The sequence below is a fragment of the Marmoricola endophyticus genome (genome assembly GCF_014644415.1).
Classification (GTDB): Bacteria; Actinomycetota; Actinomycetes; order Propionibacteriales; family Nocardioidaceae; genus Marmoricola; species Marmoricola endophyticus.
In genome coordinates, this window is sequence record NZ_BMKQ01000001.1 from 1,635,782 (window position 1) to 1,650,523 (window position 14,742).

Annotated in this window: 22 protein-coding genes; 2 read left to right on the forward strand and 20 right to left on the reverse strand. The window is 69.8% G+C overall.

What is annotated here, in order from left to right; genetic code table 11:
* Nucleotides 1-24: 24 nt before the first annotated feature.
* A complete protein-coding gene (locus IEX42_RS07915; RefSeq protein ID WP_229660706.1) occupies nucleotides 25-1,719 on the forward strand; it encodes an NAD(P)/FAD-dependent oxidoreductase in 1,695 nt (564 codons plus the stop codon).
* Nucleotides 1,720-1,777: 58 nt separating this feature from the next.
* Here IEX42_RS07915 and rplQ read toward each other — a convergent pair whose 3' ends face one another.
* The 8 genes from rplQ to IEX42_RS07955 form a co-directional block, all read right to left on the reverse strand.
* Complete coding sequence (gene rplQ, locus IEX42_RS07920) at nucleotides 1,778-2,371, reverse strand: 50S ribosomal protein L17 (RefSeq protein ID WP_188779288.1); 594 nt, start codon at nucleotides 2,369-2,371, stop codon at nucleotides 1,778-1,780.
* Nucleotides 2,372-2,539: 168 nt separating this feature from the next.
* Nucleotides 2,540-3,559, reverse strand: coding sequence for a DNA-directed RNA polymerase subunit alpha (locus IEX42_RS07925; RefSeq protein ID WP_188779289.1), 1,020 nt, complete (start codon nucleotides 3,557-3,559; stop codon nucleotides 2,540-2,542).
* Between the two features lie 149 nt (nucleotides 3,560-3,708).
* Nucleotides 3,709-4,317, reverse strand: coding sequence for a 30S ribosomal protein S4 (gene rpsD / locus IEX42_RS07930; protein ID WP_188779290.1), 609 nt, complete (start codon nucleotides 4,315-4,317; stop codon nucleotides 3,709-3,711).
* 27 nt (nucleotides 4,318-4,344) lie between these two features.
* Nucleotides 4,345-4,746, reverse strand: a complete 402-nt coding sequence (gene rpsK / locus IEX42_RS07935) for a 30S ribosomal protein S11 (protein ID WP_188779291.1) — start codon at nucleotides 4,744-4,746, stop codon at nucleotides 4,345-4,347.
* A 70-nt stretch (nucleotides 4,747-4,816) separates the two neighbouring features.
* The gene (rpsM, locus tag IEX42_RS07940) at nucleotides 4,817-5,191 is read right to left on the reverse strand and encodes a 30S ribosomal protein S13 (protein ID WP_188779292.1); all 375 of its coding nucleotides are present in this window, start codon (nucleotides 5,189-5,191) and stop codon (nucleotides 4,817-4,819) included.
* Between the two features lie 315 nt (nucleotides 5,192-5,506).
* A complete protein-coding gene (rpmJ, locus tag IEX42_RS07945; protein WP_188779293.1) occupies nucleotides 5,507-5,620 on the reverse strand; it encodes a 50S ribosomal protein L36 in 114 nt (37 codons plus the stop codon).
* Nucleotides 5,621-5,646: 26 nt separating this feature from the next.
* Complete coding sequence (gene infA, locus IEX42_RS07950) at nucleotides 5,647-5,868, reverse strand: translation initiation factor IF-1 (protein ID WP_056536352.1); 222 nt, start codon at nucleotides 5,866-5,868, stop codon at nucleotides 5,647-5,649.
* Nucleotides 5,869-6,128: 260 nt separating this feature from the next.
* Nucleotides 6,129-7,172, reverse strand: coding sequence for an LLM class flavin-dependent oxidoreductase (locus tag IEX42_RS07955; RefSeq protein ID WP_229660707.1), 1,044 nt, complete (start codon nucleotides 7,170-7,172; stop codon nucleotides 6,129-6,131).
* Between the two features lie 256 nt (nucleotides 7,173-7,428).
* Here IEX42_RS07955 and IEX42_RS07960 point away from each other — a divergent pair, with 256 nt between their 5' ends.
* The gene (locus tag IEX42_RS07960) at nucleotides 7,429-7,908 is read left to right on the forward strand and encodes an SRPBCC family protein (RefSeq protein ID WP_188779295.1); all 480 of its coding nucleotides are present in this window, start codon (nucleotides 7,429-7,431) and stop codon (nucleotides 7,906-7,908) included.
* 35 nt (nucleotides 7,909-7,943) lie between these two features.
* On the opposite strand, the gene map is transcribed toward IEX42_RS07960, so the two are convergent.
* The 12 genes from map to rplX form a co-directional block, all read right to left on the reverse strand.
* On the reverse strand, nucleotides 7,944-8,783 hold the full coding sequence (map, locus tag IEX42_RS07965; RefSeq protein WP_188779296.1) for a type I methionyl aminopeptidase: 840 nt from the start codon (nucleotides 8,781-8,783) through the stop codon (nucleotides 7,944-7,946).
* 4 nt (nucleotides 8,784-8,787) lie between these two features.
* Nucleotides 8,788-9,363 carry an adenylate kinase gene (locus IEX42_RS07970; RefSeq protein WP_188779297.1) on the reverse strand — a complete coding sequence of 192 codons (576 nt, stop codon included), beginning with the start codon at nucleotides 9,361-9,363 and terminating at the stop codon, nucleotides 8,788-8,790.
* Complete coding sequence (gene secY, locus IEX42_RS07975; RefSeq protein ID WP_188779298.1) at nucleotides 9,363-10,667, reverse strand: preprotein translocase subunit SecY; 1,305 nt, start codon at nucleotides 10,665-10,667, stop codon at nucleotides 9,363-9,365. Before secY ends, IEX42_RS07970 begins: the two co-directional genes overlap by 1 nt.
* A gap of 174 nt (nucleotides 10,668-10,841) precedes the next feature.
* Nucleotides 10,842-11,282, reverse strand: a complete 441-nt coding sequence (gene rplO, locus IEX42_RS07980) for a 50S ribosomal protein L15 (protein ID WP_188779299.1) — start codon at nucleotides 11,280-11,282, stop codon at nucleotides 10,842-10,844.
* 5 nt (nucleotides 11,283-11,287) lie between these two features.
* Nucleotides 11,288-11,476: a 50S ribosomal protein L30 gene (rpmD, locus tag IEX42_RS07985; protein ID WP_188779300.1), complete on the reverse strand. Its 189-nt coding sequence runs from the start codon at nucleotides 11,474-11,476 to the stop codon at nucleotides 11,288-11,290.
* Nucleotides 11,476-12,090, reverse strand: a complete 615-nt coding sequence (gene rpsE / locus IEX42_RS07990) for a 30S ribosomal protein S5 (protein ID WP_188779301.1) — start codon at nucleotides 12,088-12,090, stop codon at nucleotides 11,476-11,478. Before rpsE ends, rpmD begins: the two co-directional genes overlap by 1 nt.
* A gap of 46 nt (nucleotides 12,091-12,136) precedes the next feature.
* Nucleotides 12,137-12,520, reverse strand: coding sequence for a 50S ribosomal protein L18 (gene rplR, locus IEX42_RS07995; RefSeq protein ID WP_188779302.1), 384 nt, complete (start codon nucleotides 12,518-12,520; stop codon nucleotides 12,137-12,139).
* 2 nt (nucleotides 12,521-12,522) lie between these two features.
* Nucleotides 12,523-13,065, reverse strand: coding sequence for a 50S ribosomal protein L6 (gene rplF, locus IEX42_RS08000; RefSeq protein ID WP_188779303.1), 543 nt, complete (start codon nucleotides 13,063-13,065; stop codon nucleotides 12,523-12,525).
* Nucleotides 13,066-13,090: 25 nt separating this feature from the next.
* Nucleotides 13,091-13,510 carry a 30S ribosomal protein S8 gene (rpsH, locus tag IEX42_RS08005; RefSeq protein WP_188779304.1) on the reverse strand — a complete coding sequence of 140 codons (420 nt, stop codon included), beginning with the start codon at nucleotides 13,508-13,510 and terminating at the stop codon, nucleotides 13,091-13,093.
* 106 nt (nucleotides 13,511-13,616) lie between these two features.
* Nucleotides 13,617-13,802 carry a type Z 30S ribosomal protein S14 gene (locus IEX42_RS08010; RefSeq protein WP_188779305.1) on the reverse strand — a complete coding sequence of 62 codons (186 nt, stop codon included), beginning with the start codon at nucleotides 13,800-13,802 and terminating at the stop codon, nucleotides 13,617-13,619.
* A 1-nt stretch (nucleotide 13,803) separates the two neighbouring features.
* Nucleotides 13,804-14,379 (reverse strand): 50S ribosomal protein L5, encoded by a 576-nt coding sequence (gene rplE, locus IEX42_RS08015; RefSeq protein ID WP_188779306.1) that lies wholly within the window; start codon nucleotides 14,377-14,379, stop codon nucleotides 13,804-13,806.
* The gene (gene rplX / locus IEX42_RS08020) at nucleotides 14,379-14,741 is read right to left on the reverse strand and encodes a 50S ribosomal protein L24 (protein WP_229660708.1); all 363 of its coding nucleotides are present in this window, start codon (nucleotides 14,739-14,741) and stop codon (nucleotides 14,379-14,381) included. The genes rplE and rplX overlap by 1 nt, the downstream gene beginning before the upstream one ends.
* Nucleotide 14,742 lies beyond the last annotated feature (1 nt).

Here is a 14,742-nt window from a genome sequence, read left to right on the forward strand (position 1 = left end):
CACCGCGGGGAGGATGATGGCGACGTGCCCGATCCCGTGATCGCCCTCTGCGCGCCGTACCACCACGACGTCCTGGAGACCCAGTTCGCCCGTTACGCCGCGGAGTACGACGTCCGCTGCCACCGCAGCGCGGCGGCGATGACCGCCGACCTGCAGGAGGTCCGGGCCGCTGGCGGCCGGGTCGCCCTGCTCGTCACCGAGTCGGTGCTGCCCGACGAGCCGTTCTACGAGGCCGTCCGCGACTGGCGCGCCGTGGTGCCGACCGCGCGACGGGTCGTCGCCGCGCACTGGGACCACTTCCTGCGTCAGTCCGACGAGCTGCGACCGGGCCTCGCGCTGGGCAAGTACGACGCCTACCTGCTGCTCCCCCGCGGCGCACGGGACGAGGAGTTCCACACCGCGATCACCGAGCTGCTCTCGGACTGGGGCGCCACGGTCGCCGACCCCGAGGTCGTCACGGCGAAGATCGTGACGGACGGCGACGACCCGCTGGCCGTCGGCATCAAGGACTTCTTCGACCGGATGGGGCTGCCGGCGCGCACGTACCCGCCGGGATCGGAGGTCGGCCGGCACGTGCTCGCCCGCCTGACGGAGGAGAGCGGCGAGCGGCCCGCCCTGCCGGTGGTGGCCACCGCCCAGGGCGACGTCGCCGCGGTGACGTCGGTGCGCGAGGTGGCGCGCCGCGTCCACGGCTCCAGCCCGTCGCACGCCGTGATCGACCGACCCGGCGAGACGGTCGACGTGGCGGTGGTGGGCACCGGGCCGGCCGGACTCGCGGCGGCGGTGTACGCCTCCTCGGAGGGGCTGAGCACCGTCGCCTTCGAGGCCGAGGCCGTCGGTGGTCAGGCCGGTACGAGCTCGATGATCCGCAACTACCTCGGCTTCCCCCGTGGGATCTCCGGCATGCGGCTGGCGCAGCGCTCACGCAACCAGGCGATGCGCTTCGGCACCCGCTTCCTCACCGGCTGGTCGGTCGAGGGCCTGGTCCCGGGGCACGACGGCGCGCCGCACCGGATCCGCACCGAGGACGGCGAGGTCGCCGCCCGAGCGGTCGTCGTGGCCACGGGGGTGGCGTACCGCCGCCTCGGCATCGACAGCGTGGAGGACCGGGTCGGCCTCGGCGTGCACTACGGCGCCGCCGTGAGCGCCGCCCGGGAGACCGAGGGTCGCGACGTGTACGTCGTCGGCGGCGGCAACTCCGCCGGTCAGGCCGCGGTGCACCTGTCGCGCTTCGCCCGCTCGGTCACCATCCTGGTCCGGCGCCGGTCCCTGAGCGAGACGATGTCGGACTACCTGGTCCGCGAGCTGGCGTACAACGACCGGGTCGCGGTCCGTCCGTGCGCCGAGGTCGTGGAGGCCGGCGGCCAGCCCACCCTGGAGTGGATCGCCGTCGAGGACGTCGAGACGGGCGCGGTGACCCGGCACGAGGCGGCCGGACTCTTCCTCCTGCTCGGCGCGGCGCCGCACTGCGACTGGATCCCGCCGGAGGTGTGCCGCGACGCGCGCGGCTTCGTGCTCACCGGGCGAGACGTCCCCGCGGCCCTGTGGCGCGACGGGATGCCGCCGGCGGGCCTGGAGTCGGTCGTGCCGGGTGTCTTCGCCGCCGGCGACGTCCGTGCGGGCTCGATGAAGCGGGTCGCCGCCGCGGCCGGCGAGGGCGCCTCGGTCGTGCCGCTCGTCCACAACCACCTCGCCACCCTCGCGCGGGCACGTACCTGAGCAGACGCACGACGGCCCGCCACCTGGGTCCAGGTGGCGGGCCGTCGTCCGTGCAGGCTCAGGCCTTCTCGTCGCCGTCCTCGGCGGGCGCCTCCTCGGAGGCGCCCTCCTCGGTCACGGCCTCGGTCTCGACCGGGGCGTCACCCTCGACGGGGGTCTCGTCGGTGCGGTCGGTCGGCACCTCGGTGGCCTCGGCGGACTCGTCCGCAGGAGCCTCCTCGACCGGCGCGGCCTGGGCCGGCGCCTGGGCGGCCGGCTTCGCGGGGGCCGGCGTATAGGCCTCGGTGACCAGCTCGATGACCGCCATCGGGGCGTTGTCGCCCTTGCGCGGACCGATCTTCGTGATCCGGGTGTAGCCACCGGGACGCTCGGCGAAGGTCGGCGCGATGTCGGCGAACAGCGTGTGCACGACCGACTTGTCACGGATGGTCTTGAGGACCTCGCGACGGTTGTGCAGCGCGACGGCCTCGTCGAGGTGCGCCTTCTTGGCCTTGGAGATCAGCTTCTCCGCGAACGGGCGCAGCACGCGCGCCTTGGCCTCGGTGGTGGTGATCCGGCCGTGCTCGAACAGCGAGGTGGCGAGGTTCGAGATCAGCAGGCGCTGGTGCTCGGGGCTGCCGCCGAGGCGGGGCCCCTTCTTGGGAGTCGGCATCGTGTCTCTCGTTTCTCCCCGGCCGTGTCAGGTACCGGAGTAGATGGTGATGGAACCAGGGACCGTGAGTGGCACCCGGTGAGGGCCCTACGTCGCCCAAGCACTGCGGCGACCAACGGCCAGCGCGGCAGCGTGGCGGACGAAGTCCGACACGCTCGCGCCATCAGATCAGAACTGCTCGTCCTCGAGCGAGCCCTCGTCGTAGTCGTCCTCCTCGTACGCCGCGAGCACGGCGGACGGGTCGAACCCGGGAGCACTGTCCTTGAGGCTCAGGCCCATCTCGTGCAGCTTCAGCTTGACCTCGTCGATGGACTTGGCGCCGAAGTTCCGGATGTCGAGCAGGTCCTGCTCCGAACGACCGACGAGCTCGCCGACCGTGTGGATGCCCTCGCGCTTGAGGCAGTTGTACGAGCGGACCGTCAGCTGCAGGTCCTCGACCGGCAGGGCCAGGTCGGCGGCCATCTGCTCGTCCACCGGGCTGGGCCCGATGTCGATGCCCTCGGCCTCGACGTTGAGCTCGCGGGCCAGGCCGAACAGCTCGACCAGCGTCTTGCCGGCCGAGGCGATCGCGTCGCGCGGCAGGATCGACTGCTTGGTCTCGACGTCGATGACCAGCTTGTCGAAGTCGGTGCGCTGCTCGACTCGGGTGGCCTCGACCTTGTAGGTCACCTTGAGGACCGGCGAGTAGATGGAGTCGACCGGCATCCGGCCGATCTCGTTGTCGGCACCCTTGTTCTGCACCGAGGAGACGTAGCCGCGGCCGCGCTCGACCACCAGCTCCATCTCCAGCTTGCCCTTGTCGTTGAGCGTGGCGATCTTCAGGTCGGGGTTGTGCACCTCGACGCCGGCCGGCGGCGCGATGTCGGCGGCGGTGACCTCACCGGCGCCCTGCTTGCGCAGGTACATCGTGACCGGCTCGTCGTTCTCGGAGGAGACGACGAGCGACTTCAGGTTGAGGATCACCTCGGTGACGTCCTCCTTGACGCCCTCGATGGTGGAGAACTCGTGCAGGGCCGAGTCGACCTTGATGCTGGTGACCGACGCCCCCGGGATCGAGGACAGGAGCGTACGACGCAGCGAGTTGCCGAGCGTGTAGCCGAAGCCCGGCTCGAGCGGCTCGATGACGAACCGCGAGCGGAACTCGTCGACGGTCTCCTCCGACAGGGTCGGGCGCTGAGCGATAAGCACTGAGGTTTTCCTTTCCGAGCCCACCCGCTATTTGACGGGCTCGACTGTGTGGGATGGGCCACGCGGCGATCACCCGCGAGGCCGCAGGAGGGTGGCGGAACCCCCTGCTGTGAGGTGCCGGGCCGCCGCAGCGGCCCGGCACGTGAGGATCACTTCTTGGAGTAGTACTCCACGATCAGCTGCTCCTGGACGGGGATCTCGATCTGCGCACGCACCGGGAGCGAGTGCACGAGGATCCGCATCCGCTCGGGCAGCGCCTCGAGCCAGGCCGGGACGATCCGCTCGCCGTGGGTCTCACGAGCCACGATGAACGGCGTGGTGTCCTGGGACTTCGAGCGCACGTCGATCACGTCGTGCTCGTCGACCTGGTACGACGGGATGTCGACCTTCTTGCCGTTGACCATGAAGTGCCCGTGCACGACCAGCTGGCGGGCGTGGCGCCGGGTACGCGCGAAGCCACCGCGGTAGACCACGTTGTCGAGGCGACGCTCGAGCATCTGCAGCAGGTTGTCACCGGTCTTGCCGGGACGACGGCTGGCCTCGTCGTAGTAGTTGTGGAACTGCTTCTCCATCACGCCGTAGGTGAAGCGTGCCTTCTGCTTCTCCTGCAGCTGGTTGCGGTACTCGCTCTCCTTGATCCGCGCGCGGCCGTGCTGGCCGGGTGCGTAGGGGCGCTTCTCGAAGGCGGCGTCGCCTCCGATGAGGTCCACGCCGAGACGGCGGGACTTCTTCGTGATCGGTCCGGTGTAGCGGGCCATGGGGTCGTCTCCTGTTCGTCTCGGGTCTCAGACGCGCCGGCGCTTGGGCGGGCGGCAACCGTTGTGCGGGGTGGGCGTGACGTCCTGGATGGTGCCGACCTCGAGGCCGATCGCACCCAGGGAGCGGATCGCGGTCTCGCGACCGGAGCCCGGGCCCTTGACGAAGACGTCGATCTTCTTCATGCCGTGGTCCATCGCCCGGCGCCCGGCGGCCTCGGCGGCCATCTGCGCGGCGAACGGGGTGGACTTGCGCGAGCCCTTGAAGCCGACGGTGCCGGCGGAGGCCCACGAGATGACCGCGCCCGAGGGGTCGGTCAGGGTGACGATGGTGTTGTTGAACGTGCTCTTGATGTGGGCTTCGCCCTGGACGACGTTCTTCTTCTCCTTGCGGCGCACCTTCTTGGCGCCCGCACGAGCCTTGGGAGGCATCTGGTTCTCCTACGAGTACGAGTGAGTCTGGTCTGGGTGAGAGGTCAGTGACGCGGCCGAGGCCGCAGGGTCACTTGGCCTTCTTCTTGCCGGCGACGGTGCGCTTGGGACCCTTGCGGGTGCGCGCGTTGGTCTTGGTGCGCTGACCGCGGACCGGGAGACCCATGCGGTGACGGCGACCCTGGTAGGTGCCGATCTCGACCTTGCGCCGGATGTCCGCCTGGACCTCGCGCCGCAGGTCGCCCTCGATCTGGAAGTTCGCTTCGATCTCGTCGCGGAGCTTGACCAGCTCGTCCTCGCCCAGGGTGTGGACGCGCGTGTTGGGGTCGATCCCCGTGGCGGCCAGCACCTGCTGGGAGCGGGTACGGCCGATGCCGTAGATGTAGGTGAGTGCGATCTCGATCCGCTTGTCGCGCGGGAGATCAACACCGACGAGGCGTGCCATGAGTGGCCTTTCTTGGTGGTTCACGGTGGTCTGGTCGTGTCGCGTCCCGCTCGGTCGGAGCAGGTCCCGGCCATCCGTTCCGGAAGTGGTTCGCGGTCTCGGCGATCGACCCGGAGGTCGGGCTGTACCCGGAAGTCGCGCTTGTCGAGACCACTAAGCGATACGTGGTGGATGTATTCAGTTGTGGTGGTGCTGTGTGGCTGGGGTTGTCGCCCGGCTCACCGGGTTTCGACGCGCCCTTCCGGCTTCGCAAGCTCAGCCGTAGGCTTGCTCAACCTGCGGCTGAGACGCCCACGCTCCTTCGTCGCGTGTGCTTCAGCCTTGCCGCTGCTTGTGGCGGGGGTTGTCGCAGATGACCATGACGCGACCGTGACGACGGATCGTCTTGCACTTGTCACAGATCTTCTTGACGCTCGGCTGGACCTTCATGGTCGGAGCCTTTCTCTCGGTGGCTGCTACTTGTAGCGGTAGACGATGCGGCCGCGGGTCAGGTCGTACGGGGAGAGCTCCACCACCACGCGGTCCTCGGGGAGGATCCGGATGTAGTGCTGGCGCATCTTGCCGCTGATGTGGGCGAGCACCTTGTGTCCGTTGGAGAGCTCCACGCGGAACATGGCATTGGGAAGGGCCTCCACGACGGAGCCCTCCATCTCGATCACGCCTTCCTTCTTCGGCATGTCCTCCACAATCTTCTTCGTCGACGTCGTCTACCGTTCGTGCGCCGGCCCGGGAACCTCCCGCTGCTGCGGGTGGACCTCGTCGGGACGACCTGGGCACCTCCGCCGCGCACGCCACCGGAATCCGCATCCGCGGACACTTCCGGGGGAAGTACGACGGCAGCCGTGAGGCAGCACAGGACGCAGCCCACGTTGGGCCGACACGCCAGTGTAGGCACCCGCGGACCGAGAACCCTAATCGGCCGGGGCGCGCGTGGTCCTCAGGACGCCTTGGCGAGCAGCCGCAGCGTCTCCTCGCGGGCGGGTGCCGACGCGAGGTCGGTACCCCGCACGGCCGAGGCCACCGGGTTGACCATGACCTCGTCCACGCCGAACCGCTCGGCCAGCCCGCCGAGCTCGGCGGCGACCCGGTCGGGCGTGCCGACGTACCACCGCTCGCGCATCGCGCGCACCAGCCCCTCGTGCTCGGCGGAGATGCCGACCGTCTCGGCGTCCTCCACGAGCCGCTGGGGCGAGAGCGGGCCACCGGTCCGCAGCGAGACCATCTGCTGCAGCTGCGGCAGCGCGAGCCGCTCGGCCTCCTCCTCGGTCTCGGCCACGACGACGTTGGCGGTGAGGAACGTCGTCGGCACCGACGCGGCGTCGGAGGCGCGGAAGCCGTCACGGTAGAGCGCCAGCGCCTGCTCGGTGCCCTGCCCGGAGAAGTGGTGGGCGAAGACGTACGGCAGGCCGAGCTGCGCCGCGAGCTGCGCGGAGTAGTCCGAGGACCCGAGCAGCCACACCGGAGGGGTGGAACCCGCCTCGGGGGTGGCCCGCAGCGGGTGGGTGCGTCCCTGGACCGTGAGCCCCACGCCGCCGGGCTCGAGCATGGCGCGTACGTTCTCGACGTACTCGGGGAAGCGGGCGACCGCCTGGTCGTCGACCCCGCCGGCACCGTGGCGGAGCGCGAAGCTGGTCACCGGGTCGCTGCCCGGCGCACGGCCGATGCCGAGGTCGATCCGTCCCGGGAACGCCGCCTCGAGGAGCGCGAACTGCTCGGCCACCACCAGCGGCGCGTGGTTGGGCAGCATCACGCCGCCCGACCCCACCCGGATCCGGCTGGTGCGTGCCGCGAGGAGCGCGATCATCACGGGCGGGTTCGTCGCGGCGACTGCGGGCATGTTGTGGTGCTCGGCGACCCAGTACCGGTGGTAGCCGAGGTCGTCGGCGACCCGGGCGAGCGAGACCGAGGCCGCGACGGCGTCGGCGCTGGACTGGTCGCTGCGGACGGGGACGAGGTCGAGGACGGAGAGTCGGGGTGTCACCTCGGCGCAACCACTCCGGCGGTCTCGCGATTCCTGGGCCGCCTCGGCGTCACCGCGCCGAGGCGTCCCGCAGCTGCGCGACGCCGGGTCCCTGCAGGTCCTGCAGCGCGCTCTCGCGCACGGCCTGGAGAGGAGCGACCACCTCGTGCGCGTGCCCCGCGCCCCACACAGCCCACGGCACTGCGGCCCGGCCCGGCCCGGCTCGGCTCGGCTCGGCTCGGCTCGGCTCGGCTCGGCTCGGTGCGAGGATGAGCACGTGCCCCAGGTCGTCGCCGAGCAGTGGGTGGCCGTGGCCACCGAGACGGCGTTCGCCGTCAGCCAGACGACCGGCGAGCTGCGCCTGAGGTGGGACCCCTTCATCCGGCACCAGCACCTGATCGACGCCGAGCACCCCGGCAAGGACGTACGCACGCTGACGAAGGCACGCGTCGGCCCGACGATGATCAGCCGGTACGTCTCCTTCCGACCGCCGTCCTCGGTGGGGATGACGATGGAGCATGGACCGTGGTTCTTCGCCGGCTTCGGCGGGGGGTGGCGGTTCACCCCGGCGGCACGGAACGGTGTCGAGGGCACTCTCGCCGTGTGGAAGTACACCTACACGATCCGGCCGGCCTGGCTGGCGCCGGTCGCGGAGCCGATCGGGCAGTGGCTGCTCGGCCGTGAGATCCGCGCCCGCATCGGGGCGTTCGGACGCGCCTGCGCCGACCCCGAGATCCTCGCTGCCGTCTCAGGCTGACCCCTGGACGAGCGGTACGCCCGGCCGCCGCGGAGTCAGTCGCCGAGCGGTCCGAAGGGCACGCCGAGCCGAGCCAGCTCGCTCTCGCCCCCGTCGAGGGCTGTCAGCACCCAGGCGCCGTGCTCGGTCAGGGTGAAGGTGTGCTCCCAGTGCGCGGAGACGCTGCCGTCGGCGGTACGGATCGTCCACTGGTCGTCGTCCTCGGTCCAGGCGATGCCGCCGAGGGTGACCATCGGCTCGACGGCGAGCGCGAGGCCCGGCTCGAGGCGGGGGCCTCGCAGGGACCGGCGCACGTTGGGGACGTCCGGCGGCTGGTGCATGGCCGTGCCGATGCCGTGGCCGGTGAAGTCCTCGATGATGCCGTAGTCGCCACGCGCGCGGACGTGGTCCTCCACCGCGCCGGAGATGTCGACGACCCTGCCGCCGGGACGGGCGGCGGCGATGCCGACCCACATCGCCTCGCGGGTGACGTCGCTGAGGGTCTCGACCTCGTCGGCGACCTCGCCGACCGCGACCGTGATCGCGGAGTCGCCGTGCCAGCCGTCGACGATGGCGCCGCAGTCGATCGAGATGACGTCGCCCTCGGCGAGGACCAGGTCCCCGGGCACCCCGTGGACGACGACGTCGTTGACCGAGGCGCAGATGCTGCCGGGGTACGGCGGGACGCTGTACCCGAGGAAGCTCGGCACACCGCCGCCCGAGCGGATCCGGTCCTCGGCGATCGCGTCCAGCTCGCCGGTGCTGATCCCCGGACGGACGGCGTCGCGAAGGGTCTCGAGGGTCTGCCCGGTCAGCAGACCGGCGCGACGCATCGCCCGGACCTGGTCGGGAGTCTTGACCTCGACGCCCGGCCGGGACCAGTCGAAGAGACCCACGGGCCTAGCTCGCGGTGACGTCGCGCAGGGCGGCGAGCACCCGCTCGGTCACCTCGGCGACCTCGCCCATGCCGTCGACCTCGTGCAGCAGACCACGCTCGCGGTAGACGTCGATCAGCGGCTCGGTCTGCTCGGCGTAGACCTCCTGGCGGCGCCGGATGACGTCCTCGGTGTCATCGGAGCGGCCGTCGGTCTCGGCGCGCTGGACCAGCCGCTGCACGAGCTCCTCGGGGTCGACGGCGAGCACCACCACGGCGTCGAGCGAGTGGCCGGTGTGCCCGATCATGCCGTCGAGCTCCTCGACCTGGGCGAGGGTGCGCGGGTAGCCGTCGAGGAGGAAGCCCTTCGTGGCGTCGTCCTCGTCGATCCGGTTGCGGACCATCTTGTTGGTGACCTCGTCGGGGACGTACTCCCCGGCGTCCATGTAGCGCTGCGCCTCCTTGCCGAGGTCGGTGCCCTCGGAGACGTTGGCACGGAAGATGTCGCCGGTCGAGATGGCGGGGATGTCGTACGACGACGCGAGCGTGCCGGCCTGCGTGCCCTTGCCGGCACCGGGGGGGCCCATGAGGATCAGACGCATCAGCGGAGGAACCCTTCGTAGTTGCGCTGCTGGAGCTGGCTCTCCACCTGCTTCACCGTGTCGAGGGCGACCCCGACCATGATCAGCAAGGACGTGCCTCCGAAGGGGAAGTTCTGGTTGGCGTTCACCAAGGAGAGTGCGACCAGCGGGATCAGCGCGATGATCCCGAGGTAGAGCGCGCCGGGCAGCGTGATGCGGGACAGGACGTAGTTGAGGTACTGCTCCGTCGGCTTGCCCGCCCGGATCCCGGGGATGAAGCCTCCGTACTTCTTCATGTTGTCCGCGACTTCCTCCGGGTTGAAGGTGATCGAGACGTAGAAGTAGGTGAAGAAGAGGATCAGCAGGAAGAACACCGCCATGTAGAGCGGGTGGTCGCCCCTGACGAAGTGGACCGCGACCCACTGGACCCAGGCCGGCGGGTTGTCGCTGCCCTGGTTGAACTGGACGATGAGCGCCGGCAGGTAGAGCAGGCTCGAGGCGAAGATGACGGGGATGATCCCGGCCTGGTTGACCTTCAGCGGGATGTACGTCGACGAGCCGCCGAACATCTTGCGCCCCACCATGCGGCGGGCGTACTGCACCGGGATCCGGCGCTGCGCCTGCTCGATGAAGATCACCGCCGCGATGATCGCGAACCCGACGACGATCGTGGCGACGAAGATCCACCAGCCCTTGGTCTGGCGGAGCTGCCACAGGGTCGCGGGGAAGGTCGCGACGACCTGGGTGAAGATGAGGATCGACATGCCGTTGCCGATGCCGCGCTCGGTGATCAGCTCCCCGAGCCACATGATGATCGCGGTGCCGGCGGTCAGCGTGATGACCATGATCAGCGCCGTGATCACGTCGTCGTCGTAGAGCAGGTCCAGCTGGCAGCCCTGGAGCAGCTGGTTCGAGCGTGCGAGGGCCACGATGCCGGTGCCCTGCAGGACCGCGAGCGCGAGCGTGAGGTAGCGGGTGTACTGCGTGATCTTCGTCTGCCCCGCCTGACCCTCCTTCTTGAGGGCCTCCAGGCGCGGGATGACCACCACGAGGAGCTGCAGGATGATGCTCGCGGTGATGTACGGCATGATCCCGAGCGCGAAGATCGTCAGCTGCAGCAGCGCGCCACCGGAGAAGGTGTTGATCAGGCTGTAGATGCCGCCGGACTCGGTGGCCTGGGTGAAGCACTGCTGGACGTTGCCGACGTCGACCCCGGGGGCGGGAACCTGGGAGCCCAGCCGGAAGAGGATGACGATCCCGAGCACGAACAGGAGCTTCTTGCGCAGGTCCGGGGTCCGGAAGGCGTTCGCGAAGGCGCCGAGCACGGGTTCCTCTACTTTCTACCGAACGACCCCGTCGGACGACGGGGCCGGCGAGGCCGACGAGCCGGGCGTGACCCGGACCACCAGGGCCTCCGGAAGCCTAACAGGGCAGGACCTCACCGTCGGAGCCGACGTAGGAGGTCCTGCCCTGTCGAGGTCAGGTGGTGGTGCTGGTCCTCACAGCTCGGTGGCGGAACCACCGGCGGCCGCGATCTTGTCCTTGGCCGAGGCCGAGAACTTGTGCGCGGTGACCTGGACGGCGACACCGAGGTCACCGGTGCCGAGGACCTTCACCGGCTGACCCTTGCGGACCGCACCCCGGGCGACGAGCTCGTCGACCCCGACGGCGCCGCCCTCGGGGAACAGCTGGCCGATCCGGTCCAGGTTCACGACCTGGAACTCGACCTTGAACGGGTTCGAGAAGCCCTTGAGCTTCGGGAGCCGCATGTGGATGGGCATCTGCCCACCCTCGAAGGACGCGGGCACCTGGTAGCGAGCCTTCGTGCCCTTGGTGCCGCGCCCGGCGGTCTTGCCCTTCGAGGCCTCACCACGACCCACCCGGGTGCGGGCGGTACGGGAGCCGGGGGCCGGACGCAGGTGGTGGAGCTTGATCGGCATCGCGCTCACCCCTCCTTGATCTCGGTGACCGCCACCAGGTGACGGACGGTGTGGACCATCCCACGAACCTCGGGGCGATCCTCCTTGACGACCACGTCACCGATCCGCTTGAGCCCCAGCGTACGAAGCGTGTCGCGCTGGTTGGCCTTGCAGCCGATGGTGGACTTGAGCTGAGTGACCTGCAGGGTGGCCATCAGACGGTGACCTCCTCGGAGACACCCTCGGGCACCTCGTTGCGGGCCTTGAGCAGGGCGGCCGGGGCGACGTCCTCGACCGGGAGACCACGGCGAGCGGCCACGGCCTCGGGCTCCTCCAGCGAGCGCAGCGCCTCGACGGTCGCGTGCACGATGTTGATCTGGTTCGACGAGCCCAGCGACTTGCTGAGGATGTCGTGGACGCCGGCGCACTCGAGCACCGCGCGCACCGGACCGCCGGCGATCACACCGGTACCGGGAGACGCGGGGCGCAGGAGCACGACTCCGGCGGCCTTCTCACCCTGCACCGGGTGCGGGATCGTGCCCTGGATGCGGGGGACCCGGAAGAAGTTCTTCTTGGCCTCCTCGACGCCCTTGGCGATCGCCGCCGGCACCTCCTTGGCCTTGCCGTAGCCGACCCCGACGGTGCCGTCGCCGTCGCCGACGATGACCAGGGCGGTGAAGCTGAAGCGTCGTCCGCCCTTGACCACCTTCGCGACGCGGTTGATCGCCACCACGCGCTCGAGGTACTGGTTCTTGTCGCCCTGCTGGCCACGGCCGTCACGCCCGCCGCGGCGGTCGCCCCCGGCGCGTCCGCGCTGCGGTCCGCTCATCGGATTGCTCCCTTGTCGTCGTAGCTGAACTGGTGGTGGGTACGCATCAGAACGTCAGCCCACCCTCACGAGCGGCGTCGGCCAGAGCGGCGACGCGGCCGTGGTAGCGGTTGCCGGCCCGGTCGAACACGACCGACTCGACACCCTCGGCCTTGGCGCGCTCGGCGACGAGCTCGCCCACGCGCTTGGCCTTCGCGGTCTTGTCGTCGGACGAGCCGCGCAGGTCGGCCTCCATCGTCGAGGCGTACGCCACCGTCTTGCCGACCAGGTCGTCGACGACCTGGACGGTGATGTGCTTGGAGGACCTCGTGACCACCAGGCGCGGACGCTCCGCGGTGCCCGAGACCTTCTTGCGGCCGCGCACCTGACGCCGCTGTCGCGACGCGACACGGGCGCTGGTGTGCTTGCCGGTCTTGAGTGCGATCGCCATGGTCACTTACCAGCCTTTCCGACCTTGCGACGGACGTGCTCGCCCACGTAACGGACACCCTTGCCCTTGTACGGCTCGGGCTTGCGCAGCTTGCGGATGTTGGCCGCGACCTCACCGACCAGCTGCTTGTCGATTCCCTGGACCCCGAGGTGGGTGGGGTTCTCGACGGTGAAGGTGATGCCCTGCGGCGCGTCGAAGGTGATCGAGTGGGAGTAGCCGAGCTGGAACTCCAGCTGGGTCGGGCCCTTGGAAAGGACGCGGTAGCCCACGCCCACGATCTCGAGCTTCTTCTCGAAGCCCTCGGTGACGCCCAGGACCATGTTGTTGATCAGGGTGCGGGTCAGCCCGTGCAGCGAGCGGGACTCCCGCTCGTCGTCGGGCCGCTCCACCTTGACCGCACCGTCGTCGTCACGGACGACGGTGATGGGGGCGGCGACCGTGTGCGAGAGCTCCCCCTTGGGGCCCTTCACCTTCACGGTGGCCTGCTCGATGCTCACGTCGACCCCGGACGGGACGGCGACGGGCAGCTTGCCGATGCGCGACATTACTCGTTCTCCTCGCTATCCCTGGTCACCAGACGTAGGCGAGGACTTCCCCGCCGACGCCCTTGGAGTTGGCCTGACGGTCCGTCAGCAGGCCCTGGCTGGTCGAGATGATCGCGACGCCGAGGCCGCCGAGCACCTTCGGGAGACCGGTGTGCTTGGCGTACACGCGCAGCCCGGGCTTGCTGATCCGCCGGACACCGGCGATCGAGCGCTCACGGTTGCGGCCGTACTTCAGCGTCACGGTCAGGGCCTTGCCGACGGAGGGGTTGCCCTCGCCGTCGACGTTGTCCTCGACCTTCCAGGAGGTGATGTAGCCCTCCTGCTTCAGGATCTCGGCAACGCCCTCCTTCAGCTTGCTGTACGGCATGGTCACGTCGTCGTGGAACGCCTGGTTGGCGTTGCGCAGACGGGTGAGCATGTCTGCGATCGGGTCAGTCATCGTCATGGTCTGGTTCGTTCTCTCTCGTTGTGGTTTCCCGCCACGTCGGGCGGGACCTGCAGCGTTCGTGGGATGTGGTGGTCACCGGGGCCGCGGACGCGACCCCGAGCGATCACCAGGAGCTCTTGGTGACGCCGGGCAGCTCGCCGCGGTGCGCCATCTCGCGCAGGCACACGCGGCACAGGCCGAACTTGCGGTAGACGGCCTTGGGCCGGCCGCAGCGCTGGCAGCGGGTGTAGGCGCGGACCTTGAACTTGGGCTTGCGGGCCGCCTTGGCCCTCAGACCGGTCTTGGCCATGTCAGTTCTCCTTGAACGGGAAGCCCAGCCGCCGAAGCAGCGCACGTCCCTGGTCGTCGTCGGTCGCCGTCGTGACGACCGTGATGTCCATGCCGCGAGGCCGGTCGATGCGGTCCTGGTCGATCTCGTGGAACATCACCTGCTCGGTCAGCCCGAAGGTGTAGTTCCCCCGGCCGTCGAACTGGCGGTCCGAGAGGCCGCGGAAGTCGCGGATCCGGGGCAGCGCCAGGGACAGCAGCCGGTCCAGGAACTCCCACATCCGGTCGCCGCGCAGCGTGACGTGGCACCCGATCGGCATGCCCTCGCGCAGCTTGAACTGCGCGATGGACTTGCGCGCCTTGGTGACCTGCGGCTTCTGACCGGTGATCGCGGTCAGGTCGGCCACGGCACCCTCGATCAGCTTGGAGTCGCGGGCGGCCTCGCCCACACCCATGTTGACCACGATCTTGGTCAGGCCGGGGACCTGCATCACGTTCGCGATGGAGAACTCCTCGCGCAGGGCGGGGAGCACCTCCTCGCGGTACGTCGCACGCAGCCGGGGGCCGCTGGTGGTCTTCTCGGTGGCGGTGTCAGTCATCAGATCTCATCACCCGTCTTGCGCGCGACCCGGACGGAGCGCTGCGCCTTCCTCTCCGAGCCGTCGGCCCGGCGCTTGGTCACCTCGTCGCGGCGGAAGCCCACACGGGTCACGCCGTCGCCCGAGGTCAGCATCACGTTGGACACGTGGATCGGCGCCTCGGTCGTCACGATGCCGCCGGACTTGCCGCCCCGACCGCCCTGGTCGATCGACTTCGTGTGCTTCTTGATCCGGTTGACGCCCTCGACGACGACCCGGTCGTTCTCGCGGTGGACCGCGATGACCTTGCCCTCGACGCCCTTGTCCTTGCCGGCGATCACCTTGACGGTGTCGCCCTTCTTGATGTTCAGCGACTTGCTCATG